Source organism: Undibacterium sp. FW305-107, from assembly GCF_058788535.1.
Genome location: NZ_JBYTAV010000001.1, coordinates 641,344 through 666,190 on the forward strand (window position 1 = coordinate 641,344; position 24,847 = coordinate 666,190).

15 protein-coding genes are annotated in these 24,847 nt (G+C 51.4%); 4 read left to right on the forward strand and 11 right to left on the reverse strand.

The features are described from left to right. The first annotated feature begins 79 nt into the window (after positions 1–79). Positions 80–1,069 (forward strand): lipopolysaccharide heptosyltransferase I, encoded by a 990-nt coding sequence (waaC, locus tag AC3WQT_RS03045; protein WP_492702125.1) that lies wholly within the window; start codon positions 80–82, stop codon positions 1,067–1,069. Positions 1,070–1,280: 211 nt separating this feature from the next. Here waaC and AC3WQT_RS03050 read toward each other — a convergent pair whose 3' ends face one another. The 4 genes from AC3WQT_RS03050 to AC3WQT_RS03065 all read right to left on the reverse strand — a co-directional run bounded on the left by AC3WQT_RS03050 (position 1,281) and on the right by AC3WQT_RS03065 (position 5,751). Next, entirely contained in the window at positions 1,281–2,180 is a 900-nt protein-coding gene (locus tag AC3WQT_RS03050; RefSeq protein ID WP_492702127.1) for a hypothetical protein, read from the reverse strand. Continuing rightward, entirely contained in the window at positions 2,180–3,571 is a 1,392-nt protein-coding gene (locus AC3WQT_RS03055; RefSeq protein WP_492702129.1) for an AAA family ATPase, read from the reverse strand. Before AC3WQT_RS03055 ends, AC3WQT_RS03050 begins: the two co-directional genes overlap by 1 nt. Positions 3,572–3,696: 125 nt before the next feature. Continuing rightward, on the reverse strand, positions 3,697–4,542 hold the full coding sequence (gene kdsA, locus AC3WQT_RS03060) for a 3-deoxy-8-phosphooctulonate synthase (protein ID WP_492702131.1): 846 nt from the start codon (positions 4,540–4,542) through the stop codon (positions 3,697–3,699). A gap of 210 nt (positions 4,543–4,752) precedes the next feature. Then, complete coding sequence (locus AC3WQT_RS03065) at positions 4,753–5,751, reverse strand: hypothetical protein (RefSeq protein WP_492702133.1); 999 nt, start codon at positions 5,749–5,751, stop codon at positions 4,753–4,755. Between the two features lie 410 nt (positions 5,752–6,161). Here AC3WQT_RS03065 and AC3WQT_RS03070 point away from each other — a divergent pair, with 410 nt between their 5' ends. Together AC3WQT_RS03070 and waaA are read left to right on the forward strand one after the other, a co-directional pair. Further along, the gene (locus AC3WQT_RS03070) at positions 6,162–7,064 is read left to right on the forward strand and encodes a DMT family transporter (protein WP_492702135.1); all 903 of its coding nucleotides are present in this window, start codon (positions 6,162–6,164) and stop codon (positions 7,062–7,064) included. A 3-nt stretch (positions 7,065–7,067) separates the two neighbouring features. Next, positions 7,068–8,345 (forward strand): lipid IV(A) 3-deoxy-D-manno-octulosonic acid transferase, encoded by a 1,278-nt coding sequence (gene waaA, locus AC3WQT_RS03075; protein WP_492702137.1) that lies wholly within the window; start codon positions 7,068–7,070, stop codon positions 8,343–8,345. Here the strand turns inward: waaA and AC3WQT_RS03080 are convergent. Then, the gene (locus tag AC3WQT_RS03080; RefSeq protein WP_492702139.1) at positions 8,340–13,634 is read right to left on the reverse strand and encodes a two-component regulator propeller domain-containing protein; all 5,295 of its coding nucleotides are present in this window, start codon (positions 13,632–13,634) and stop codon (positions 8,340–8,342) included. The two genes, waaA and AC3WQT_RS03080, sit on opposite strands and share 6 nt — an antisense overlap. A 727-nt stretch (positions 13,635–14,361) precedes the next feature. On the opposite strand from AC3WQT_RS03080, the gene AC3WQT_RS03085 reads away from it, so the two are divergent. Further along, positions 14,362–16,848: an adenosylcobalamin-dependent ribonucleoside-diphosphate reductase gene (locus tag AC3WQT_RS03085; RefSeq protein ID WP_492702141.1), complete on the forward strand. Its 2,487-nt coding sequence runs from the start codon at positions 14,362–14,364 to the stop codon at positions 16,846–16,848. Positions 16,849–17,050: 202 nt separating this feature from the next. Here AC3WQT_RS03085 and AC3WQT_RS03090 read toward each other — a convergent pair whose 3' ends face one another. The 6 genes from AC3WQT_RS03090 to AC3WQT_RS03115 form a co-directional block, all read right to left on the reverse strand. Next, positions 17,051–17,452 carry an antitoxin Xre/MbcA/ParS toxin-binding domain-containing protein gene (locus tag AC3WQT_RS03090; RefSeq protein WP_492702143.1) on the reverse strand — a complete coding sequence of 134 codons (402 nt, stop codon included), beginning with the start codon at positions 17,450–17,452 and terminating at the stop codon, positions 17,051–17,053. 127 nt (positions 17,453–17,579) lie between these two features. Then, positions 17,580–18,992: an OmpP1/FadL family transporter gene (locus AC3WQT_RS03095; RefSeq protein ID WP_492702145.1), complete on the reverse strand. Its 1,413-nt coding sequence runs from the start codon at positions 18,990–18,992 to the stop codon at positions 17,580–17,582. A 66-nt stretch (positions 18,993–19,058) separates the two neighbouring features. Continuing rightward, the gene (locus AC3WQT_RS03100) at positions 19,059–19,877 is read right to left on the reverse strand and encodes an oxidoreductase (RefSeq protein WP_492702147.1); all 819 of its coding nucleotides are present in this window, start codon (positions 19,875–19,877) and stop codon (positions 19,059–19,061) included. Positions 19,878–19,918: 41 nt separating this feature from the next. Continuing rightward, positions 19,919–22,987: an efflux RND transporter permease subunit gene (locus tag AC3WQT_RS03105; protein WP_492702149.1), complete on the reverse strand. Its 3,069-nt coding sequence runs from the start codon at positions 22,985–22,987 to the stop codon at positions 19,919–19,921. Continuing rightward, positions 22,984–24,102: an efflux RND transporter periplasmic adaptor subunit gene (locus AC3WQT_RS03110; protein WP_492702151.1), complete on the reverse strand. Its 1,119-nt coding sequence runs from the start codon at positions 24,100–24,102 to the stop codon at positions 22,984–22,986. The genes AC3WQT_RS03105 and AC3WQT_RS03110 overlap by 4 nt, the downstream gene beginning before the upstream one ends. Positions 24,103–24,186: 84 nt before the next feature. Further along, positions 24,187–24,834 (reverse strand): TetR/AcrR family transcriptional regulator, encoded by a 648-nt coding sequence (locus AC3WQT_RS03115; RefSeq protein ID WP_492702153.1) that lies wholly within the window; start codon positions 24,832–24,834, stop codon positions 24,187–24,189. Positions 24,835–24,847: the final 13 nt, after the last annotated feature.

A 24,847-nucleotide genomic window follows, 5' to 3' on the forward strand; every position in this document is an offset into this window, starting at 1 on the left:
CTTCACGCCTTTGCTTTTTCTCTGTGCTACCTCTGTGTCTCCGTGCCTCTGTGGTGAGAATTCCGGTCTTACTATCCAAGTGAAAATCCTTCTTGTTCGTGTCTCGTCGCTGGGCGATGTTTTGCATAATATGCCCATCGTGGATGACTTGCGCCGCCAGTTTCCGCAGGCGCGCATAGACTGGGTTGTTGAAGAAGCCTATGTGCAACTGGTGAGGCTCAATCCCGGCGTCGATCAGATATTCCCCTTCGCCCTGCGTCGCTGGCGCAAGAGTCTGCGAGAGGCGGCAACACGACAAGAGATCAAAAATTTCTTTCACCAGCTAAGGCAAGAGCAATATGACCTGGTGCTTGATACCCAGGGCTTGCTCAAAACCGGCATCATCATGGGCCTGGCAAAAACCGTCAAAGGCGGTAAAAAAGTCGGCCTGGCAAACGGCACTGAAGGTTCGGGCTATGAAGGCATTTCCAGAATTTTTCACGATATCAGCGTACCAGTAGACACACGCACCCACGCCGTCTTGCGCGGCCGCCTGGTTGCTGCCGCTGCTGGCGGCTATACCGTCAATACACCCGCCAGCTTTGGCTTACAGGCACCGGATATACCTGTTGACCAGCGCACCTGGTTGCCAACTTCACCGTATGCAGTGTTCTTCCACGGCACAGCAGGTGCCGCAAAAAAATGGTCACGTGAGAATTGGCAGGCGATTGCCGCAGAATTGAAAAACTACGAATTGCCGATACTGCTGCCCTGGGGTAGTGCGGCAGAAAAAACCGAGGCTGAAGTCATGGCCGCCGTCATGCCAAACGCCAGAGTCTTACCCGCGCTCTCCATGCAGGCAGCAACCCTGCTGGCACAAAAAGCGCGCCTTGCCATCGGTGTCGATACCGGCCTGACACATATCGCTGCAGCTTACGAAACACCAACCATAGAAATCTATTGCGCTTCACCGCGCTGGAAGACTGAGGGGAACTGGTCGGACAAGATTATCAATCTTGGGGATAATGGGGAGCCTGCGACTGTTGAAGAAGTTCGCTATGCGATTAGCATACTGATGAGAACAAACTAAAATATAGCAATAGCCTTGCGTTTGAAGATAACTTCACGGCCTTAGTAACGTCATTCCAGCGTGGGGTTAGCTGGAATCCACCGGGCTGGCGCTCCAGAAACTGAGCTGCTCCAACCCGGCATATTAATTAACAGAAAAATTACTGAAGCAAGTAGCTTTTAAAATAGGAGGTGCCCTGCTAACGACTATCAAATTTATATGGCATTAAAAACTAAGTAGAAAATATTTGAACACTTTGTCCATTCTGCCAATTCTCTATTGACTTAAACAATTCGGTTTTAGTAAATTTAGCAAAATCAAATGATGCGATTAGAAGGTCTTCAACGCAATCAGCATTTTGCAGAATTTTATTCTTACTTTTCAAGCCATCTCTGGAAATCATCCATAAAAGTTCCGAAACATCATGACCGTTAATTATTTCAATAGCTGGATGCTTTTCTGCAATAATTTCTTGTAATTTCTCGCTGATAATCGCAGCATTGGAAATTTCATTGTCTCTATTCTTTGAATATTCCATCACATACTGAATCATTTTTTCACGCCCTAAATACGTCCAATTTTTGACAGAAATGAATTTTTCAATTTTCAGCTTGTTTCCTTCAGGACGGACTGGTTTGAAAGAAAGACCTAACTCAAATCTTTTACTTGCCAATCTTAAGCACCCTAATTCATAGAGCAGATTAAAAATTAATTCAGAAAGAGAGCAACCAACTTCTTTTTCAAATGACACCACTCTTTCCTCATCGCTCACTATAGTCAAATAGTGTCTTAAAACCCCATGTGTAACCATCATGATTTCAGAGTCATGACCATCAGTTGCAAAAATATAGTCTGAATAATTTGAATTGAATTTTGGATTTCCTTTCACTCTTAAAAAATCAGCATCTCGAATTCCAAATTTTCTCTCGAAGCTACGCTTTCTAAGAATTTCATAGACTTCTCGCAGCCGATACTTTCCAGAAGCGAGCTTTATTCGTGCTATATCGGGATTAAGAAAGCGGTTATATACTTTTACATCTTTTTTACCTTCAACTAACACGTAGTAACCCGAAAAATTCTTATCTTGCATAATTGAATTTGCAATCCTGGACGGCGTTAATTGATCTTCCATTACTCTAACCCTTGCAATTCAATTTTCAAATCCCAATTTTCATCAATTATATCGGGCGAATGCGTTGCGATTACAACTTGAACATTATTCATTAACGTTACTTCTTTTAAATCATTAATAAACTTATTTTGCCAAGAAATATGCAATGACAGTTCCGGTTCGTCAATCAAGATCATATCGCCAGCATTTGTTTTAAAAATTAATTCGTAGAATAAAATAAGTTCATTTTGTTCGCCAGATGATAATTTTATTGGTGAAATAGTTTCGTATTGACCTTTATCGTCCTTCTTAATTTTTGATCTAAAAACAAATCCTTTACTCCTGCTTATCTCTAAAACTTTGTGCTTAAATCGCTTATTTACAATGTTTTTAAAAAGAAGAATCTGTCTAGAAATTTGTTCATATGGCGCGAGTTTTTCTTGACTGTCATCAATATAAAGTTTTAATGGATTAATTAAGTCATCTTGATTATCTTTTATTTGAAGCAAGTCTGAATCATAGTTACTTTCACTCAGGCCGATTGATGCGAGTAATTTCCGTCGTTCGTCTAATTTACTGAGTGCTGCGTTCAATTGATCAAATGGCTCGATGGTTTTTTGTTTTAATTTCTGGACTAATCTATTTGGGTAAGTACTATCTAATTCGGTTGCGATTTCAGATGCCGATTTTTCTATTTTAGATATTTTTTCGACTAATTCGTCAGAACACTTAAGTACATTATTTATATATGACTCTCCTCCTTGTTCTTTTGCAGTAATAATCCTCTGAGTTTCAATTAATTTGACTCTTATTTTTTTTAACGTTGTTTCAAACGATCGCGGATTAATTACTTTAGAATCAGGAAAATTGTTTCCATACATCATTTCGTTTAGAAAACGCATTCGCTCATATTTATCCCAAGGGTCATGGGCGTTCATGTTGTTTTCATGAATATAAGCTTCCATATTTGCCAACTCGAATCTACGACGAGCCTCTATAAGTCCCCGACTCGCGGCATTTTTTACGAATTCACCACTTATTTTTATTTCTGCTATTCCGTGTTGCTTTGATGATTTCGATTGCTTCGATTGCTTCGATTGCTTCGATTGCTTCAATTTTGTATCTTTGACTTCAGCACTTTTATGATTAATAGTTAATATAAATCCATGATTTGTATGAACTTTACTCAACTCCCAAGGCTCACTGTCTTCGAAATAAAATATAAATTTATCAAAAACAAGGTCATTAAAGAACTCGTATCTTCTGCCAAAAAAAGAATTAATAGCTTCTAAAATTACCGTTTTCCCTATCCCATTTTCTCCAATTACAATTGTAATTCCGCCTTCCTTCAAAGGTATGTCGTGATCAAAAACACCGAACAATTTCTTCACTTCTATTCTATTAATTCTCACGAATATTTCCTCTTTTCCAAAATGAATTCAAAATTCATTCTGAATCAAAAATGTATATTTATCAGTTTTTATATTTAAACGATACTATATTCAATAGTGCACTTATTCATGTTTCTACCGGAATTTTAAATCTCCAACTTTCCAAACGACTTCACCAAATCATCCAGCGATTTCAACTGCGCCAGAAATGGCTCAAGCTTGTCCAGCGGCAAGGCACTGGGCCCATCGCACTTCGCCTGCGCCGGGTCAGGATGTGCTTCGAGGAACAGGCCTGCCAGGCCAGTTGCCATGCCAGCGCGGGCCAGTTCGACGATCTGTTCACGGCGGCCGCCTGAGGCTGCTGCGCCAGCTTCGCGTTGTTGCAGGGCATGGGTGACGTCGAAGATGACAGGCAGGTTGTTGGTGACCTTTTTCATGACGGCGAAACCGAGCATGTCGACCACCAGGTTGTCGTAGCCAAAACAGGTGCCGCGGTCGCAGAGTATCAGTTGGTCGTTGCCTGCTTCCCTGAATTTTTCGACGATGTTTTGTACTTGTGAAGGGCTAAGGAATTGTGGTTTCTTGATGTTGATGACGCGGCTGGTTTTTGCAAGGGCGACGACGAGGTCAGTCTGGCGTGCCAAAAAGGCTGGCAGTTGCAGCACATCGACCACTTCTGCCACTTGTGCGGCTTGCCATGGTTCGTGCACGTCGGTGATCAGGGGTACGCCGAATTCTGCCTTGATGGCCTCGAATATTTTCAAACCTTCTTCGAGGCCAGGGCCACGGTAAGAATGGATGGAAGAACGGTTGGCCTTGTCAAAGCTGGCCTTGAAAACATAAGGGATGCCCAGCTTGCTGGTGACGCGCACGTATTCTTCTGCAACGCGCAAGGCCATGTCTTTGGATTCGAGCACATTCATGCCACCGAACAGGACGAAGGGGCTTTGGTTGCTGGCTTGAATTTGTGGGGTGATGGCTACGGTAGTCAAGATGATTCCAATTCTTTTAAATAGGCTGTTAAAACTATATGTACAAGCGATTTATTTTCAGCATTACCTTAGAGGCTGTTGCAAAGTTAAGATGGCTAGGCGCCCCCGGCTAGGTGCTCCCGGCTAGGCGCCGCCGACGCAGACAGTGCTTTAGTACCGGGTTTTACATCTGGGAGGCGCAACAACGCCAGATTAATTTTGCAACAGCCTCTAAGAAACCCAGCGCAGGTAGTCTTGCCATTGTGGATCAAATTCGCTGCTGATATCAAACTCCAGCGGGGCGAAGTTTTTTGCCAGTTTTTGTGCCTTGGCCAGGGCAGTTTCTACATCGCTGACATGCCAGTTCATGCTGCGCACATTGCCATGCAGCGTGATCTGGCTGGTGATGCCTTCCTGGGTTTGCATGAGCAGGGTTTCGAGCTGGTCTTCAAACTCGCGTGCGGCTTCCAGATCATCTTTATGATCCAGCACCACATCGACTTGCACGCGCCACAGCATGTCTGCCCTGCCTACCAAAGACATGGCAGATTCATTGCGTTGTACCAGCAGTTTGTCGTCAGGGTCGGTATTGCTGACGAGCTCAAAACCTGTCCATTCATTCTCACCGGTGGGGAACAGGGCAGTATGCTTGAGCTCATCGCGCCAGAAGTTATCCAGCACTGGCGGAAAGGCAGCCAGGCTGACAGTGGCCTGTTCAGGCGCATCGTCCATGAATTCTACCGGGCCTATCTTGATGGCGAAATCATATTCACCGATGGCATGGTCAAGCAGGATGAAGGACATGTGCCTGGCATGATCGGTCATGTCTTGCGGTATCGGTTTGGCAAACCATAATTGCAAACCCACCCTGCCTGTGTCGGCATAATGGCCAACCAGGACATCGGCCGGACTGAGGCTGAAATTATCCATGGACATGCCGAAATCGCCCATTTCTGTGCGTGCCCGGAAAGCAATCACATGCTGAAACATGGCCAGTTTGGGCGCTGATTGAGTGAGCGTCATGACATCCTGAAAATGCTCGGTCGCACCGTGGGCCGTGATGATCAGGTCATATACGCCGCCCTCCATTTTGCCTTGCAACTCTGCTGCCAGGTTGGGGAAGTGGGGTTGCAGCAATGCATTAATGGCTTCCATCGCATCGCGGGCTTCCATTTGCTGCAACTGTGGCTGTGCGTTTGACAGTGCTTGCCAAAAGATATCTGTGCTCATCTATTCATTTCCACGATGGGTAGGTGGCTCAACATGTCCTTGCATGTTGTTTAAGAGGCATAGGATATCATTTTATGGGAGTGGTTTTGCAGAACTGCAAAGTGCCTTGTTGAACTATGCCCATTTTTCAAGTTCTTGCCTGATGACGAAAACCACTGGAGCGTCAGCCCGGTAGCCTCCTGCCTGCGCAGGAGCGACGGCTTTGCGTTCTCGCTTTATTAAGCTGTACAGTTTACAGAGTAGCAAAAAGTTACCTATTGGACAATCAATTATCTAGTTTATTTGGCTCAACTTTCTTGCTAAATTATAAAAATACATACTCCACCCGGCATTTACAGCAAGCAAGACATACACCCCTGCACACCGTTTTCAGGTATATTCCCACCTCTTCGCCCACACTCCCAAGCTTGATGTCCGCTCAACGTAAAAATCTTGATGGTTTTGCCATATCCCTGATGCTGATACTCTGTCTGTGCTGGGGTTTGCAGCAAGTGGCGGTTAAGTTGGCGGCACCAGTGATTAGTGCCAGTATGCAACTGGGCTTGCGTTCTGGTTTGGCGGCAGTGCTGGTGTTATTACTGATACTTATCAAAAAGATTCCGTTTTCCCTGCGTGACAAGCATGTAGTACCGGGTATTGCGGCAGGCCTCTTGTTTGCCATCGAATTTTTATGCATATCGCTGGGTTTGAAATACACAACGGCTTCGCATATGTCGGTGTTTTTATATACAGCGCCTATTTTTACGGTGCTGGGCCTGCACTGGCTGATCCCTGCTGAGCGTTTGCAATCAACACAGTGGCTGGGTATCTTGTCAGCCTTTGCAGGTGTGGCAATCGCCTTTTCTGGCGCCTTCAGTAGCAACCAGCGTGATGTGGCAGATATGCTCATCGGTGACAGCTTTGGGGTCGCCGCAGCCATACTATGGGCGGCAACAACGATTACCATACGCAAGTCCAGCCTGTCTGAAGCAGAGCCGACGACGACCTTGTTTTATCAACTGGCAGTGGCTGCGGTGATTTTGCTGGCATTTGTCTTGCTGCGTGGCGAGAGTTTGCCTGCACAATGGGATATGACCAGCATCGTCAGCCTGATTTTCCAGACCGTGGTGATTGCCTTTGCCAGTTACCTGACCTGGTTCTGGCTGATGAGGCGTTATCTGGCATCACGTCTTTCTGTATTTTCTTTCCTGACACCCTTGTTCGGCGTGGCCGCTGGTGTCATTCTTATGCACGATCCCATTAGCCCGCGCTTTGCGCTGGGTGCAGTACTGGTCTGTGGTGGTATTGTATTGGTGAATTTCCGTCGGACATAAAGCATGCGTCTTCTTTACTCTCTGGTATGGGGTCTGTCCCTGCCGTTTGCCCTGTTCCGCCTTTGGTGGCGTGGCCGCCTTGAGCCTGGCTATCGCCAGCATATAGGCGAGCGCCTGGGGTTTTACCCAGCCTCTGTCAGCGTACCAACGATCTGGGTGCATGCTGTCTCTGCCGGTGAAACCCGCGCGGCAGAACCACTGATACGCGCCCTGCTGGCACGTTGCCCTGAACACCGCATCCTGCTGACGCACATGACAGCTACAGGGCGTGAAACAGGCGACAAACTGTTTGCCGATGTCGGCCCACGCCTGCAACAGGCGTTTTTACCGTATGACATCAACTGGATGATCGTACGCTTCTTGCGGCACTTTTCTCCTCAACTGTGCATACTGATAGAAACAGAAGTCTGGCCCAACCTGATCGCCCAGTGTGAGGCCAAGTCCATACCGGTAGCGCTGGTGAATGCCCGCCTGTCAGAAAAGTCTTTGCGCAAGGCCCAGCGCCTGGCTTCGCTGATATTGCCTGCGGCACGTGCGATCAGCAGTGTGGCTGCTCAATCAAATCCTGATGCCCTGCGCCTGCATGAGCTGGGCATAGAGCAACCAGGTGTGACCGGCAACATGAAGTTTGATGTGACACCACCACCTTTGATGGCAGAACGCGGCGCAGCCCTGCGCCGCAGCTTTGGTGAGCGCCAAGTAATCTTGTGTGCCAGTACCCGCGACGGCGAAGAAGAATTGATACTGCAAGCCTTTGTCGAGCAAGTGCCTCTATTGCAAACCAACCCGCTGCTGATCATCACACCACGCCACCCGCAACGCTTTGACCATGTTGCCAGCCTGCTGGAATCCCATGGCATCAAATACCTGCGCCGATCCAGCCTGAACCATGAAGAAATCGCTACTATAGGTGAAGACATACGGGTCGTACTGGGTGACAGCATGGGTGAGATGTATATGTACTATGCTGCCTGCGATATCGCCTTTGTTGGTGGCAGCCTGGTGCCGCTGGGCGGCCATAACCTGATCGAAGCCTGCGCCATGGGCAAGCCTGTACTGACGGGCACGCATACCTTTAATTTTTCTGAAATCACTGATCAGGCCATTGCCAGTGGCGCTGCTTTCCGTGTCGATGGCGCACTGAGCCTGTTCCGCCAGGCCCATGCCTTGCTGACAGACAAAAAGCAATGCCTGCGCATGGGTGTAGCGGCCCATGCCTTCTTCCTGCAGCATCAGGGGGCGACTGCGCGCACCATGCAGATGCTGGAGAAATATCTATAAAGTAGCACTGTCTGCAGGAGCGACACTGTCGAGTATCTGCAAGGCGATTTCAAAGTCAAACACTTGCAGCGACTGCACAAACTCTTCAGCCTGCGCCCCCAGCACCTGGCGCATGCTGAGATTATGGGTATTGAAATAATCCAGTGCCTCGCTGTCTGATTCCTCCAGATACTGGCGCAGCATGGCAAATAGCTGGGCTACTTCTGTTGCCTCTGCGGCATCAGCATCCTTGGCTGCTGCTTTATGTTTCTCTTCAGCTGCGGCCTCAGTTGCTGCCTTAGCCGTCTGCTCCACTAAAGCCTGCTTCAATGCATTGATCAGTTCCGCACTGGCAGCGGTGAATTTTTGTATCAGCGCCTCGTTCTCTTCAGACTTTTCAATTGCCAGTTCCAGCTCGGTTGATACCGCCGCCAGCGTGGTCGCGCCGATGTTGCCAGCGGCACCGCGCATGGTGTGTGCTTCGCGCTCGGCAGTGCCACGGTCGCCCTTCTCCAGCGCCTGCCTGATCTTGTCTGGCGTGGATGCAGCACTGTCGACAAAAATTTGCAGCAGACGCAGGTAGAGGTCGAGATTTTGTCCGCAGCGACGCAGGGCTGGCGCGACATCGACACCAGGTATGGTCAGATCATGAACAACGACTTCTGGCTTCGCTGGTTCAGCTTTGCTTACCGCTGCGGTAGTGGTAACTGAGGTCTGCGTAACTGAGGCTGGCGGTTGTATGCCTGTGCTGGCTGGCAGATCAGTCTGGTAGCCAGGCATGCGACGGCCACACCAGCGGCTCAGGGTTTCAAAGAAACTGTCCGGGTCTATCGGTTTGGCGATATGGTCATTCATGCCTGTGTCCAGGCAGCGCTGCCTTTCTTCGTTCATGGCATGGGCTGTCATGGCGATAATGGGCAAGTCCAGCCATTCAGGGTAAGAACGAATGACGGTAGTGGCGGCATAGCCATCCATCTCGGGCATTTGCAAATCCATGAGCACGATGTCATAAGGATTGCCACGATTCAGCTTGTCGATGGCGATGCGGCCATTGTCGGCCACTTCAACGATGATGCCTGCCTCAGTCATCAGTTCTGCAGCAATTTGCTGGTTGATGTGATTGTCTTCGACCAGCAGGATGCGCAAGCCTTCGAAGCGGCAGTCGTTGTGCGTCTCGGCTGCGGTGCTGACCGGCGCTTCACGCGATGAAGCGCTGATACGCAATAAAATCTCCAGCAAGCCTGCCATGCCTGTGGGCTTGGACAGATAGGCAAGCGGTGCATAGGTCCTGGCCTGCATGGTGGTTTCATCAAAGCTCATGGTGGTCAGCATGATGACTTGCGGTGCTTCCTTGCCCATGCTGGCGGCAATCGCATTCATGGTGGTGGCACCATCCATGTCTGGCATATGGGCATCGAGCAAGAGCAAATCATATGGGTGACCAAGTACCCTGGCTTCACTCAGCATGTGCAGCGCCAGCTTGCCGCTTTTGGCAGCATTCACGGTCAAACCCAGTTGCTGCCCCAGTTTTTGCAAATGCAGGCGTGCCACGTCATGGTCATCCACGACCAGCAGTTTCAGGTTTTGTACTTGCGGCGGCAAGATGATTTGCGGTGCCGGGCTGGCAAAAGCGAACCAGCAAGTGAAATGGAAATGACTGCCTTTGCCTACCTGGCTTTCGACCCAGATAGTGCCACCCATGAGTTCAACCAGGTGCCGCGATATCGTCAGACCCAGACCCGTGCCGCCATATTTGCGCGTGGTGGAACTATCTGCCTGCGTAAAGGCCTGGAACAGGTTTTCTTGCTGTTCTTCTGTCATGCCAACGCCAGTATCCTGCACACTGAATTGCAGTTGTACCTTGTCGACTTCGGCCTGCACCTGTTTGACCAGGATGATGACAGAACCCCGGTCAGTAAACTTGATGGCATTGTTGACCAGGTTGGTAATGATCTGCCCCAGGCGCAAAGGGTCACCGCGCATGCTGTGGGGGACATGAGTGTCGATATCAAATACCAGCTCTATATCTTTTTCTGCGACATTGTGGCTGACGATGGTGGCGACATCGTCGATGACATCGGCTAGTACAAATTCGGCAGATTCAATATCGAGCTTGCCTGCCTCTATCTTGGAAAAATCCAGGATGTCATTCACCACACCGAGCAAAGAAGTACCGGCGCTATGGATTTTATCGATGTAGTCGCGCTGCTTCAGCGTCAGGCGAGTTTTCTTGGCCAGATGCGAGAGACCGATGATGGCATTCATGGGCGTGCGGATTTCATGGCTCATGTTCGCCAGGAAGTAAGACTTGGCAACAGTCGCCTGTTCAGCCTGTTCCTTGGCTTCACGCAGCTCGTCTTTTTGCAGATAGGTTTCCGTTTCATCTATCCAGAAACCATTCCATATCCAGTCGCCATTGACACGCTTGGGAGCCACGGTTTGCGAACGCAACCAGCGCACCTTGCCATCCACCAGGACGCGCTGGTGGAAATTGCTGGAAGTGCGGTTATCGACAGCCCGGTTCAGGCTGATCTCGGCAGCTTCCCTGTCTTCAGCCAGCGTGGTGCGCCAGCGGGCGTCTTTGTCGGCCAGCAAGTCCTCTGCCGGTACACCCATGACGTTTTTAACATTCTCGCTGACGTAGGCGTATTCCCTTTGGCCATCCGGTCTTTCACGATACTGGTAGACTGACAGCGGCAAGACATCGGTGAGGTCAGTCAAGCGTTTGCGCTCACGGTCAGCCTCGGCAGTTCTTTGCCTGACCAGTTCTTCCAGCAGAATTTGTTGGTCAGAAAAGCGACTGACACGCCAGCGGTACACCAGGTAGATAAGTCCCAGTAAAATCAGGCTGACGATAATCCTGAACCACCATTCCATCCAGAATGGCGGTGTGATGGTGATGAGCAGGCTAGCGCCTTCATCATTCCATTCACCATCCTTGGTGGCAGCCCTGGTTCTGAATACATACTCACCAGCGCCCAGATTAGTGTAGTTGGCTGCGCGGTGGGCGCCATCTATCTGTACCCAGTCTTCATCAAAGCCATCGAGCTTATAGGCATAGCGATAATGCTGGGGGTCTGAATAATTCAGCGCCGCAAACTCTATCGACACGACACTGTGTTTGTAAGAAAGGGTGATGGATCTGGCATCAGAAATATTGCCATCCATTTTCACGCCAGCGGGCAATTTGCCGCCGCGCACAGACTGGTTGAAAATCTGAAAATCAGTAATCGTCGTGACCGGCTTGGCATTATTGTCGCGTATGGCTTTCGGATAAAACCAGGCCATGCCCTGAAAGCCGCCAAAGTACAAGGCACCATCGGTATCGCGATGGCTGGCCCCGACTGTGAAAGTGCCATCGACCAGGCCATCATCGGCAGTATATTTCTTCAGCGTTTTCCTGTCCGGCCCCAGTTTGTACAAGCCACCATCGGTGCTGATCCACAGATTGCCTGCCTCATCTTCTGCAAAGCCAGCGGTCGCATCATTGCCCAGCGCGCCGCCATAGCGAATGAAACTGATCTTGCCATCAGCACCCTGCACCATCTGATTCAGGCCACTTGCCGTGCCTACCCAAATTACGCCGGCCTTGTCTTCATACACGGCATACACGCGGCTATGGCTAAGACTATTTGGATTGTCCGGTTCATGATGATGATGTTCGAAACGTCCGGTACTGCGGTCAAGCTTGTCGAGCCCGCCAAAACTGCCCACCCACAACTGGTCGCGATGGTCAAACAGGAGAGACACTACCCGGCCATGACTAAGACTGTCGCTGTCTTTGGGGTTATGCATATAGCGTTTGAACCTGGCACCCTGCATGAGATTCAAGCCGTCATCACTTGCCACCCATAGATTACCTGCTTTGTCATATGCCAGTGAATGCACGATGTTGGAGCTGATACTGTCAGGCTGTTTGGGATCACTCTGGAAGTGCTGTGCACGTTCAGTCACGGTGTCAAACAAATTCAAGCCATCTTGCGTACCTACCCAAAGCTTGTCTTCCGGTGCCAGTTTCAGGGCCCTGATCTTGCTATTACTCAGACTGAGTGGCTGCCGGTCCTGATGCTGGTAAGAACGTATCTGACCGCTGGCCTTGTCCAGACGATTCAAACCTTCACCTGTACCTATCCACACCACACCACCCTTGCTGGTAATAGCTGACACAGTGTTATTACTCAGGGTTATGGCTTCACCAGGCAAATGCAACAGGCGCTCAAAACCACCACTGGAAAGATTGGTACGGCTGGCCCCACCCAGCCAGGTGCCTACCCATAAAGTACCGGTACGGTCTTGCAATAAGCGGGTGACGCGGTTGTCAGCCAGGCTATGCCTGTCGCTGGCATGATGGCGATATGAAGTGAATTTGTTGTCGGCAGCGTTCCAGCGTTTCAGGCCGTCATCCGTACCTATCCAGATGACACCATCGCGGTCTTCCAGCAGGGAGGAAACAGGGCCAGGGCCCAAGCCTTCAGCCAAACCAAGGCGTCGTTTTTTGGTGCGTTCTTTAGACCAGATTTCCAGACCGGCAGAAGTGGCTATCCACAGATTGCCCTGCTTGTCGCTGAGTATGCTTTGTACATTATTGTGGCGCGGGTCTGGCTTGCCGTCACTATCGAGACGGAAATTCTCGAAAGCGGTCTTGCCCCGGTACATGACGCTCAAACCGGCATTGGTGCCCGCCCATAGATTGCCGTCTTTATCCAGACTCAGTGCACTGACCTGATCACTGGCAATGCTGGTGGCATCCTTGTCATCGTGACGCAAAATCTGGAAGCGGGCAGTGTCGGGGTCAAAATGCGCCAGACCATCGCCGGTCGCCAGCCACAAACCAGAACTGCTGTCACTGATGATGGCCTGTATCTGGTTACCGCCAGAACTACGGATATCTGCCAGGTTACGTTTATACCTGACCATGGTTTCGGTCGCCATGTCATACCTATGCAGGCCACCATTGCGCGTACCTACCCAGATCCTGCCCTTGTCATCCTGATGCAAAGCCCAGACCCAGTTATCGGTGAGGCTGTCTGTACGGCTGGGGTCATGGCGAAAAAATACCACCTTGGAACCATCATACCTGTGCAGGCCACCCTGGGTACCAAACCACATATAGCCCTGGCGGTCTTGCAGCATGGATTGCACGGATTCATGCTGGAAACCCTGGTCACGCCCGACTTGCTCAAAGCGCAGGCTTTGTACACTGGCCGCCTTAACAGGCTGGCAAAATAGCAAAGAAGTCAGCAAGAGCGCCAGACAAAGCAAGCTGGTACAGGCGAACAGAAACTGAGGATAAAGATATCGCTTAGCCAAACTGTCCTGCCTCATTATGTGCCCTCTGCATTTACTGGATTTTTTAGTTCAATTTTTTGTTCAAGTATATGTTATTCAGTCATTAAGAAATCACTGTTATCCCTGAGTTTCACAGAGTTTTTCACAGTTTGTAGGGAAATCGCGAAAAAGCGGCAATATTGACAAGACTTACTGACATCAGACCAATATTGGAAACGATGGACTAACTATTTAGTTTGTAAAAACATATATCTGAATAGCAAGCTCCATGGCGAATTTTTTTGCAGGTAAACATCCCGCAATGTCATATACCCATGCTTGCCATAAAGATCAACTTCAGGCATTGCTATCCAAAAATCCCGTATCACTCCTGCAGTTTCCATTAACCGCAAAAATCAGTGATTTTCAAGGGAATTTCAGCTTGGTAATTTTGCTATGCCTTGCCCTGAGGATTGCCCTTATCTAGATTCAGCTCAAGAAAAAATGTGGCGACGGGGTTTATAATGAGAGCCATCAGACATCAGGATATCTGGCATTACGATGCTTTAATTTCAATAGAGCAATAATAGAACAATACTTGTAGGGTTTGTTTTTTATAATGAAAATGTGCCCCTGCGTCTTCACCTTTCTTAAAAAGTCCCGAACGACATAAATCAGCCTGGTATTTGGTATTCGCCTTGCTTTTTTATCCTGATTGGCGAGCTTTCGGAATCATCTCTGCAACAAGTAACAAAGAAAACTTTCTCACATGAACGCAAACGAAAAAATTTTAGGATTGACGGAAATGTCTCCTCAAGAAATCTCCCTCGATGTCTTGCTGGAAAAATACGCCAAAGGCGATGAAGTCACCATCCACGACGTGCAGTCTCGTGTTGCCAAGGCACTGGCCAGCGTAGAGCAACCAGACTTCCAGGCGTATTACGAAGAAAAATTCTTGTGGGCGCAAAAGAATGGTTTCGTACCAGCAGGCCGCATCAACTCTGCCGCTGGTATGGATCTCCACGCCACCCTTATCAATTGCTTCGTACAACCGGTAGGTGACTCTGTTTCCAGCGCCACCGATGGCAAACCCGGCATTTATACTGCACTGGCAGATGCAGCAGAAACCATGCGTCGCGGTGGTGGCGTAGGCTATGATTTTTCTACCATACGCCCGAAAGATGCGTTGGTACGCGGCACGCGTTCACGCGCGTCCGGCCCTGTGTCTTTCATGCAGGTCTTCAATGCCTCCTGCTCGACAGTTGAGTCTGCCGGTGCGCGTCGCGGTGCGCAGATGGGTGTCTTGCGTGGTGACCATCCTGACATCCTCGAATTCATCCGTTCCAAAGACCAGGGCGGTTTGACCAACTTCAATATCTCCATCGGTGTTACCGATGAATTCATGGAAGCAGTGGCCAAAGACACAGATTACTGCCTGGTCCATAAAGCGGAACCTGGCGAAGACAAGAAAGAAGCCGGTGCCTACCAGCGTGAAGATGGTCTGTGGGTGTATGAGACTGTGCGTGCACGTGATCTGTGGGATGAGGTCATGAAATCGACTTACGATCATGCAGAACCGGGCATCCTGTTTTTGTCGCGCATGAATGCCGAGAACAATCTCTACTATTGCGAAAAAATCGAAGCCACCAATCCATGTGCAGAACAACCATTGCCTGATTATGGTTGCTGCTGCCTGGGTTCGATCAACCTGACGCGCTTCATCAAGGGTGCATTCACTGATGCAGCCGAATTTGATTTCACTGCCTTTGAAGCAGTGGTGACGGTAGCGACACGCATGCTCGACAATGTGCTGGATGCCACGGCCTGGCCTTTGCCTCAGCAAAAAGCCGAAGCCATGTCCAAGCGCCGCGTCGGTCTGGGCTTCCTGGGTCTCGGTAGCAGCCTGGTCATGCTGGGTCAGCGTTATGATTCCGATGTCGGCCGTGCATTCGCACAAAAAGTATCTGAAGTCATGCGTGATGCCGCCTACCTGGCATCAGCAGAACTGGCTAAAGAAAAAGGCCAGTTTCCATTGTTTGACAGCACCAAATACCTGTCCGGTGCTTTCGCCAAACGCCTGCCAAAAAATGTACGCAATGCGATTTCCAAACATGGTTTGCGCAATTCCCATTTGCTATCCATCGCCCCTACCGGCACCATCACCCTGGCTTTTGCTGACAATGCATCGAATGGTATAGAACCTGCTTTCTCCTGGGTATATAACCGCAAGAAACGCATGGCAGTTGGCGATGCCAAAGTCTATGAAGTGGCTGACCATGCATGGCGCCTGTACCGTCATCAGGGCAATGACGTATCTGACGACAGCAAGCTGCCAAAACAATTTGTCACAGCCCTCAATATGTCTGCCAGCGACCACATGAAGATGTTGCAGGTCGTGCAGCCGTATATTGATTCTGCAATTTCAAAAACCGTCAACGTACCGGCAGATTATCCTTACGAAGATTTCCAGAACCTGTACATGGATGCCTGGCGTGCTGGCCTCAAAGGCCTGGCAACTTACCGCCCGAATAGCATACTCGGCAGCGTTTTATCGGTCTCCACTGAAGCCACACCAGAAGTCAAACAAACACCTGACGACGACCTGCTACGCAAGCAATTCGATGGCCGTCCATTTGGTGACCTCGAATCTGTCACCTCCAAGGTGCAGTACATGACTTACGAAGGCAAGAAAACTGTCTACCTGACAGTCAGCTTCATCCACATAGACGGCATGGTAGGTGGCGAGCGCGTGACGATAGAACGCCCGTTTGAATTCTTCATGCCTGCAGGACAAAAGAACGATGGCCAGCAATGGATCTCAGCCAGCATGCGTTTGCTGTCAATGGCAGCGCGCTCTGGCGGTTCCATCGCCAAGGCACTGGCAGACATGCGTGAAGTGGTCTGGGACAAGGGTACAGTACGCTGCGGCATGATCACCAAGGACGATGGTTCACAGGCACCGCTGTTCCATGAATCCGAAGTCGCCGCCATCGGTTACTCGCTGCAACGCATACTGATGAAACGTGGCTTCCTCGATGCTGCCGGTAACCAGATCCCTATCACCGTACTGGCAGAAAAGTTCAAGCAAAGAAGCCACCACTACGGCATGGATGACCTGGCCTATGAAGGTGAAACTGCGCCTATCAGCTATATTCCAACAGGTAAAAAATGCCCGGATTGCGGCGCGCATGCCCTGCAAAAAATAGATGGTTGCAGCCGTTGCGTGTCTTGCGGTTACGTCGGAGCTTGCGGATAATTTTAACTAAGCTCATTGAGCTTATTGTGTGGGTGACACCATAAGCTGCAAGTTTGACAGCATAAGCTGCAAGTACTTTAAATGTCAAAATAGTTGCGCAAAGCCGTCCATTTCAAATGGGACGGCTTTTTTTGCATAATCACTAAATAAATTTCCTCTTCTTACTCACCAGTAATTTTTGACAAACAAATGTGACTGCATCTTAAGCTTCCAAAAGCATTTGAACAGCTATTAATCCTTCCATATTCTGCATTGCATGTGCAGGCGACTCCCCGAGAGTCGGGTGGAACGTTGTTAACCAAATCTTCAGCAAGTCCGTTGAGCCAAATAGTTTAACTAGTCTTTTCAAAAGCTTATGTTCCAATGGTGTATTCTCGTCACAAGGCCAAAAATCCTCGCCGTTGCCAACAATTGCCTCCCAAATTAGCCTTGGAGCCGCAACGACAATCTCATCTCGCAGATAATATTTAAATGCCTGAAGTTGAATATTTATGCAGTCGACAATCTCTTTTAAAACAAAACTGATTTCAGGCATTTCTTTAACGTAAAACAAATTTTGAGAAATCCTTCCCGTAATTTGTGCATGAGCTCTGTCTGTTGTCAATTTTCGGCCAAACCTCAGGATGGCAAAGCGCCATATGAACATTAGCAACTATTTCGCGGTCTTATGCGCTGGTGCTGTCCGCGCAAACAGTCATCAAGTAGGCTGAAATCCTGCACCCTCGCTCGACTCAGAATTTGTAGTTGTAAGCTACACTGATCATATGCAGACGGGTTTGCCAGGTACCCTTGGTAAATTCCCCATTGCCGGTGCATCCACTGATCAAAGGTGAGCAAGAATTCTTGTAGCTTCCGTCCGCATCCTGAAAGTGCAAATAGGAGTACGCCAAATCGACGGAGGAGTTGTTGTTCAGCCTCCAGTTCGTTCCAACCGACAGTTGCACACGGTCCGCATCAGGCAGAGCCGGGTGGCGCAGGTTTGTGCCTGCAACAGGCGACTGGTCGTATGCTAGTCCGCCACGCAGGGTGAACTTTTCATCGAGCTTGTAGCTCGCTCCCCCCGAGAAGCGCCAGGTATTTTTCCAGTTCTGGAGAATCACCTCGTCACCTTGCACGGTTCCAGGAAACTGGATGTTCAGGTTCTTCAAACGCGAAGTGCGTGTCCAGGTGGCATCACCCATCACAGCCCACTTAGTATCGATCTGCCGGAAACCGCTGATGGAGAAAGTCTCAGGCGTATGGATATTCAGCAGCACAGCGGAGTTGTTTTTGGCCGAATTGGCGGCAATGATCTTGTTGACTAGCGGATCAGTGGTGACGTTAAAGTCCCACACGGCACTGCCTTTGAGCTTGTGCGAGATCGAAGAACGGTAGGACAGACCCAGACGCGTGTTCTGGTCCAATTGGAACAGATAGCCCAGATTCCAGCCATAACCCCAATCCTCGCCATTCATAGAACCGTGGCCATCCTTGACGCTTGCGAGGGCTGCAGGGTTGCCGCCAGATGCAACAATGGCACGTAGCAATGCCGTTGCAGCAGGCGTGCCAGTCAGGGCGGCGATCGAGCCTGGCACATCCACCCCCTGACCCAGATTGGCTTTCATGAACTGTGCGTTAAGACCGAAGCCGAAAGAATGCTGTTCATTCAGCTTGAAGCCGACAGACGGATTAAGGTTGACCGATTCCAGCTTCACATTGGTCAGCGCGTAACGGCCAGACCAGTTGTTGTCGTAATCGAGCTTGGTACCGTAAGGCACGAACAGGCCAAAGCCAGCAGCCCACTGGTCGTTGATTTTCTTGCTGACATATAAGGATGGTGCCGCCACCATGCCCGGCGTGTAACTATCCTGCGTAGTCAGGCCGCCAGAACTGGCGCCGGTGAAGCGTCTGGAGCCAGTATCTGAGAAGCTCGAATGCGGTATGACGGCGGTCGCGCCCACCGCGATCTGGGTGTCATCCAGATAAGTCAGGCCAGCCGGATTGGTGAAGACGATGGAGGCGTCAGCCGCTTCGGCACCGTTGGCTTCAGCAGTACTTTGGGCCGACACGCTCTGGGAGCCGAAGCGGTAGCCAGACGCATGGGCGGACAGGGATACAGCGCCCAAGGCGGCAGCAATGGTCAGGGTAAGGAATTTTGGGTTCAAGATGTAGTCTCAGTCATTGTTAAAAGTTCAGGTAATTCAGTCAGCGCAGTTTCTCAACACAGTATCTCAGTAAGATTTCCCGGTGAGCCCGAAGCTCTTCCGCAGACCTTTCTCAACAGGGCCAGCGGGCATGAAGCGGCGCAATCTGGCAAGAAGAGACGCCTCACCTTTGGGTGTATGGCGCATCTTCCATGGGCCTAACGCGGCGTTGACAATCGTGGCGGCAACGCCATCGGGCTCAGGTGCTTTTTGGACGTTGTTTTGGATTGCCTGGGAAACGAGGCCAAGTTCTTTGCTGTAGTCAGGAATTCTGGAGACGGTCTGGGGCGCGTTGAGATCCAGGTTGGTTTTTGTAAAGGATGGTTCAACAAGTGCCACGCGGATGCCAAATTGACGTACCTCGTGATCCAGGGTCTCGGACAGTCCTTCAACGGCATGCTTGGAGGCCGAATAGAGCGCCATGTATGGCGCAGGCAAAAAGCCCAGAACTGAGCTGACGTTGACTATGCGGCCAGAACCTTGCTCGCGCATGTGCGGCAGCACGGCCTTGATCGTACGCAAGAGGCCGAAGAGGTTGGTGTCAAACAAGGTCTGCGCTTCGGCAATCGAGGTTTCTTCCGTCGCGCCGAGCAAAGTCACACCGGCACTGTTGACCAGCACGTCGATGCGCTTGGTCTGAGCGATGATGGTCTGGATTCCGCGCTCAATCGACGCTTCGTCACGGACATCCATCTCTATGAGTGCAACGCCTGGTATTGCTTGCGCTTTTGCCGGGTTGCGCACGGTACCAAATACCCGGCAACCAAGCTTGGTAAATTTCTCCGCAGTGGCGCGCCCAATGCCTGATGACACGCCGGTAACAACGATAACTTTAGAATTCGACATGGTAGTTCCTTTTGTCTAAGTGAATGAGGGCAGTCAGCACATCAGCTTTGCGATGGGCTTGGCCTGATCTTGAACCAGATGGAATACATCGCTGGCAAGAACACCAGGGTCAGGATTGTTCCCGCTAATGTGCCGCCAATCAGCGTGTAGGCAAGCGTCCCCCAAAACACGGAATGGGTCAGTGGAATGAAGGCCAGGACCGCTGCCAATGCCGTCAAGACCACAGGTCGGGCGCGCTGCACGGTGGCTTCGACAACCGCACGGAAAGGTTCCAGCCCGGCCTCTTCGTTTTCACGAATCTGCCCGATCAATATCAACGTGTTGCGCATCAAGATGCCTGAAAGCGCAATCAGGCCAACCAGTGCATTGATGCCGAATGGTTGCTGGAATACAAGCAGCGTCGGTACCACGCCGATCAGTCCCAGCGGACTGGTCAGGAACACCATGACCATCCCCGAGATCGAGCGAACCTGCAAGATGATGATAAGCAGCGTGAGCGCAATCATGATAGGGAATAGCGGTAGCATCGCCGTAGAAGCCTTGCCGGATTCTTCTATAGAGCCAGCCTCTTCAATTCTGTAGCCCGAAGGAAGCTGGTCAATGACAGGCTGCAACTGCTTGATGATGGCGCTGGAAACATCTGGCGGTTGCAGCCCTTCGGCGATGTCGCCGCGTACCGTGATGGTCGGTGTACGATCACGACGTCGCAGAATCGGATCTTCCATACGCACATTGACGGCACCTACCTGAGACAGGGGGATACGCTGCCCTGCCGAGCCGACCAGCGTAAAGCCTGCGATCTTCGCGGGGTCGAGACGGATATTGCCGGCCGCGCGGCCAACTACCTGCACTGAACGGATATCTTCGCGTACCTCCGTCAGCGGTGCTCCGTTCAGCAGGAACTGCAACTGCAAGGCAACTGAAGCAGAGGTCAGTCCAACACCTTGAAGCCGGTCCTGATCTAGCGTGAAGTGCAAGGCAGGTACAAGCGGACCCCAATCCGTGTTGACGGTGCGAAGCATTGGACTTGCGTGCATGACGCCCTCGACTTGCGCGGAGATCGCGCGCAGCTTTTCCGGGTCCGGCCCCATGACGCGGTAGGCCACGGGAAAGGGAGAAGGCGGGCCAAACACAATCTGGGTAACGCGCACCCGTGCCTCGGGTGCCAGCCCGTCAGCCGCCGCCTGGCGCAATCTGAACTTGAGGGCTTCGCGTTCCTTGTCATCACCCGTGAGTACCACGATCTTGGCAAACGATGGATCCGGCAATTCAGGGGCCATCGCAAGGAAGAAACGTGGAGCGCCCTGGCCGATGTAGGAAGTCACGATCCTGGCCTCTTTCTGCTTCGCAAGCCAGGCTTCAACCTTTGCCGCCGCGGCACTGGTTTGCACTATGGAGGTACCATACGGCATCTGCACTTCCACCAGCACTTCTGGTCGGTCAGATGTCGGGAAGAATTGCTTATTGACCAGCCCCATGCCAGCAATGGCCAGCGCAAACGTCCCGACGACCGTGCCTGCCACCAGCCATTTACGGGCGATGACGCGCCCCAGCACTTGCCGGAAACGGTTGTAATGGCGTGTGTTGTAGATCGCTTCGTGCCCACCTTCAACCTTCTTGATGTCTGGCAGCATCTTTACCCCCAGATAGGGCGTAAATACGACGGCCACCACCCAGGACGCGATCAGGGCGATGCCGACGATCCAGAACATATTGCTGGTGTATTCACCTGCTGTGGAACGCGCGAATCCATTGGGCATGAAGCCGATGGCGGTAACCAGCGTGCCGGACAGCATGGGGGCCGCTGTGTGGCTCCAGGCGTAGGCAGACGCCGCCACACGGTTATACCCTTCCTCCATCTTCACCACCATCATTTCAATGGCGATGATGGCATCGTCCACCAGCAGGCCCAGCGCCAAAATCAGTGAACCAAGCGTGATGCGGTCAAAGTTCTTGCCGGTGGCCGCCATGATGACGAACACGGCAGCCAGGGTCAGCGGTACAGCGGCTGCGACCACGATGCCGACGCGCCACCCCATGCTGATGAAGCAGACCACCAGCACGACGAGCAAGGCAACAAAAAACTTGACCATGAACTCGTCCACTGTCGAACTGATGTTGACGGACTGATCGGTCACCTTGGTCAGCGACATTCCCAGCGGCAGGCTGGTGTTGATTTTGGTGATTTCCGCCTCAAGCGCCTTGCCGAGATCGAGCCCGTTCCAGTCATCGCGCATCACTATGCCCAGCAGCAATGCCGGTTCGCCGTTGTTGCGAACCTGGAAGGTAGCCGGGTCTTCATAGCCGCGTTCAACGGTCGCCACATCCGACAGCTTCAACGTCCGCCCCTGCACAGCAACCGGGGTCTGTCGGATCTTGTCCAGGTTGTCGAACGCGCCATCAACACGAAGGAAAACCTGTGGCCCCTTGGTCTCGATGGAACCGACGGGTGTCAATACGTTTTGGCTATTCAGCGCGGCGAAGATGTCCTGCGTCGTGACGCCTAGCGTGGCCAGTCGGTCGTGGGAGAAAGAGACAAAAATGCGTTCGGGTTGCTCACCTATGATGTTGACCTTTTTCACGCCCACGACGTGCAGCAGTTGCTGGCGCAGCGCTTCCGCATCGCGCACCAGCAAGCGTTGCTGTTCGCCCTTGGCTTTGAGGGCAAGCAACGCAAACGTGACGTCGGCATACTCGTCGTTAATAATCGGCCCGATGACGCCGGCAGGCAGCTTTTTGGCCTCGTCTCCAAGCTTCTTCCGGGCCTGATAGAACTCTTCCAGAACTTCCGAAGGCGGCGTCTTGTCGAGCAGGGAAACCATGGTGAACGCCAGACCAGGACGTGTATAGGTTTCCGTGCGTTCATACCACCGCAACTCTTGCATGCGCTTTTCGAGTGGCTCAGCGACCTGATCCTGCATCTCCCTGGCTGTTGCCCCTGGCCACGCGGTGACGACAGTCATCTGCTTGATCGTAAATGGCGGGTCTTCGGCACGCCCGAGCTTGAAGAATGCGAGAATGCCCGCAACCGAGATCAAGAAGATCAGGAACAGCGTGATGGATCGCTCGCGTACGGCGAGCGCCGACATGTTGAAACGACCTTCGCTCATGGAGTCACTCCCGGCGTTGTGGCAGCGGCCTGTGTGGTCACCCGCACTTGCTGACCTTCGCGCAGCAAATGCGTGCCGAGTGCGACTATCCGGTCACCTTGTTTGAGTTGTCCGGTGATTCCGCTGACATAGCCGCCATCGTCATCCAGACGCTGGACCTTGACGGCACGCCAGGCAACCTTTGCCGGCTCATCTTCGAGCACCCAGACTCCTGGCCCCTTCCCTGCATCAAATAGGGAAGCAATAGGTACCCGTAGGCTGTCCTGCGCAACGGCAAGCCCGTCCGGAATCTGGATAGTGACAGTAGCGCCCAATGGGGCATTTGACAGCTCACCATCGAGCACATACCGCGCTTCAAAGGTGCGGGTTAGCCGGTCTGCAGTATCCGAGAGTTGTCTGAGTTTGGCCGGAACAGTAAGACCCTCTTTACCAAAGAGCGTGGCCTGGCCAACTGAACCGACGGCAGGGCGCAAGGTTTCCGGTAACTGGATGATGGCTTCGCGATGTCCGGCACGAGCAACACGTACCACGACCTGGCCAGCGCTGACGACCTGACCGGGTTCAACCAGGGTTTCCATGACGACGCCATCAGCATCGGCCAACAATTCTGCATAGCGGCTGGCGTTACGCGCAACTTCTGCCTGGGCTTCGGTCGCGTTAAGCTGGGCTTTCGCGGCATCTGCCGCAGCCTTGATCTGGTCGTAGGCTGATGTCGATATCGCACCGGTTCCGCGCAGGTCACGGTAGCGTGCTTCATCCTCCGCCGTTTGCTGCGCCCGCGCCCGGGCGGCGGCCACCGTCTCTTGCTGGGCATGGGCAGCCAACTTCAGATCAACAGGATCGATGCGCATGAGCACCTGCCCGCGCTTGACAGTTTGCCCAGTATCCACCAGGCGCTCCAGCACTTTGCCAGATACCCGGAAACCGAGATCGCTTTGTACCCGGGCAGCTACCGTGCCAGTAAAAGTACGTGATGCGGCGACCGCACTCTGAACAGTAGCCACACGTACCAACGGCGCTTCGGTACGGGGGTCGGATTGCGGTTTTGCACTACAAGCGACCAGCGCAAACGGCAATGCAGATATAAAAGCAGAAAAAACAAGGCGACGGAACATAGGAATCCCATATAGAACTGAACAGGATTCGTATTTTGGGACTAGTGACCAATATTGTCAACAGTCACTTCATATTTTTCGTATTTATGGTGAAAGGCTGCGTAACACCAGACTGGACAACTGAGCTGGTGCATCATCAGTGGAATTCAGGCTGTACTGCAAGATCAGCGGATTAAGATAAGGGCGAATCACCAGGTAAATTGCTGCCGCCGTCTCATCAAGAGGAGTCTTGCGCTCAAACTCCTCGGTCTCGCGCCCCTGCCGCAGAATGTCTTCCAGCATGAGCTTGATGCGCTCCTCATAGGTACGCACTGCCTCCCACTGTTCGGTAGCAGCCGAGGCAGCAATGTCATACAGCTTACGGTCTTCAAAAAACAGGCGAAGGCTGGACTCGACGATAGTCTTGAACATGCGCCGGAATTTCTCTGGCGGATGCTTGACCCCGTCAACAGCTGCCCTGACATCCGCTTCAATCTCACGCAGGCAATTTGCGCAAATCAGTTCTCCAATAGCCTGCTTGGACTCGAAGAACTTATATATATAGGCTTTGGAAAAACCGATGGCCTTGGCAAGGTCAGAGACGGTGGTCTTTTCGTATCCATACAGGCGAAAGTGCCCGGTAGCCGCGACGATGATCTGATCCCGCACTCCATGATCAACCGGTCCCCGGGCTGTGCCCGGATGCGTGGTCGGCGTAGTGATTGTGGTAGTTGTGATGGTTGTTTTGCTCATGCCCGATAGCTTA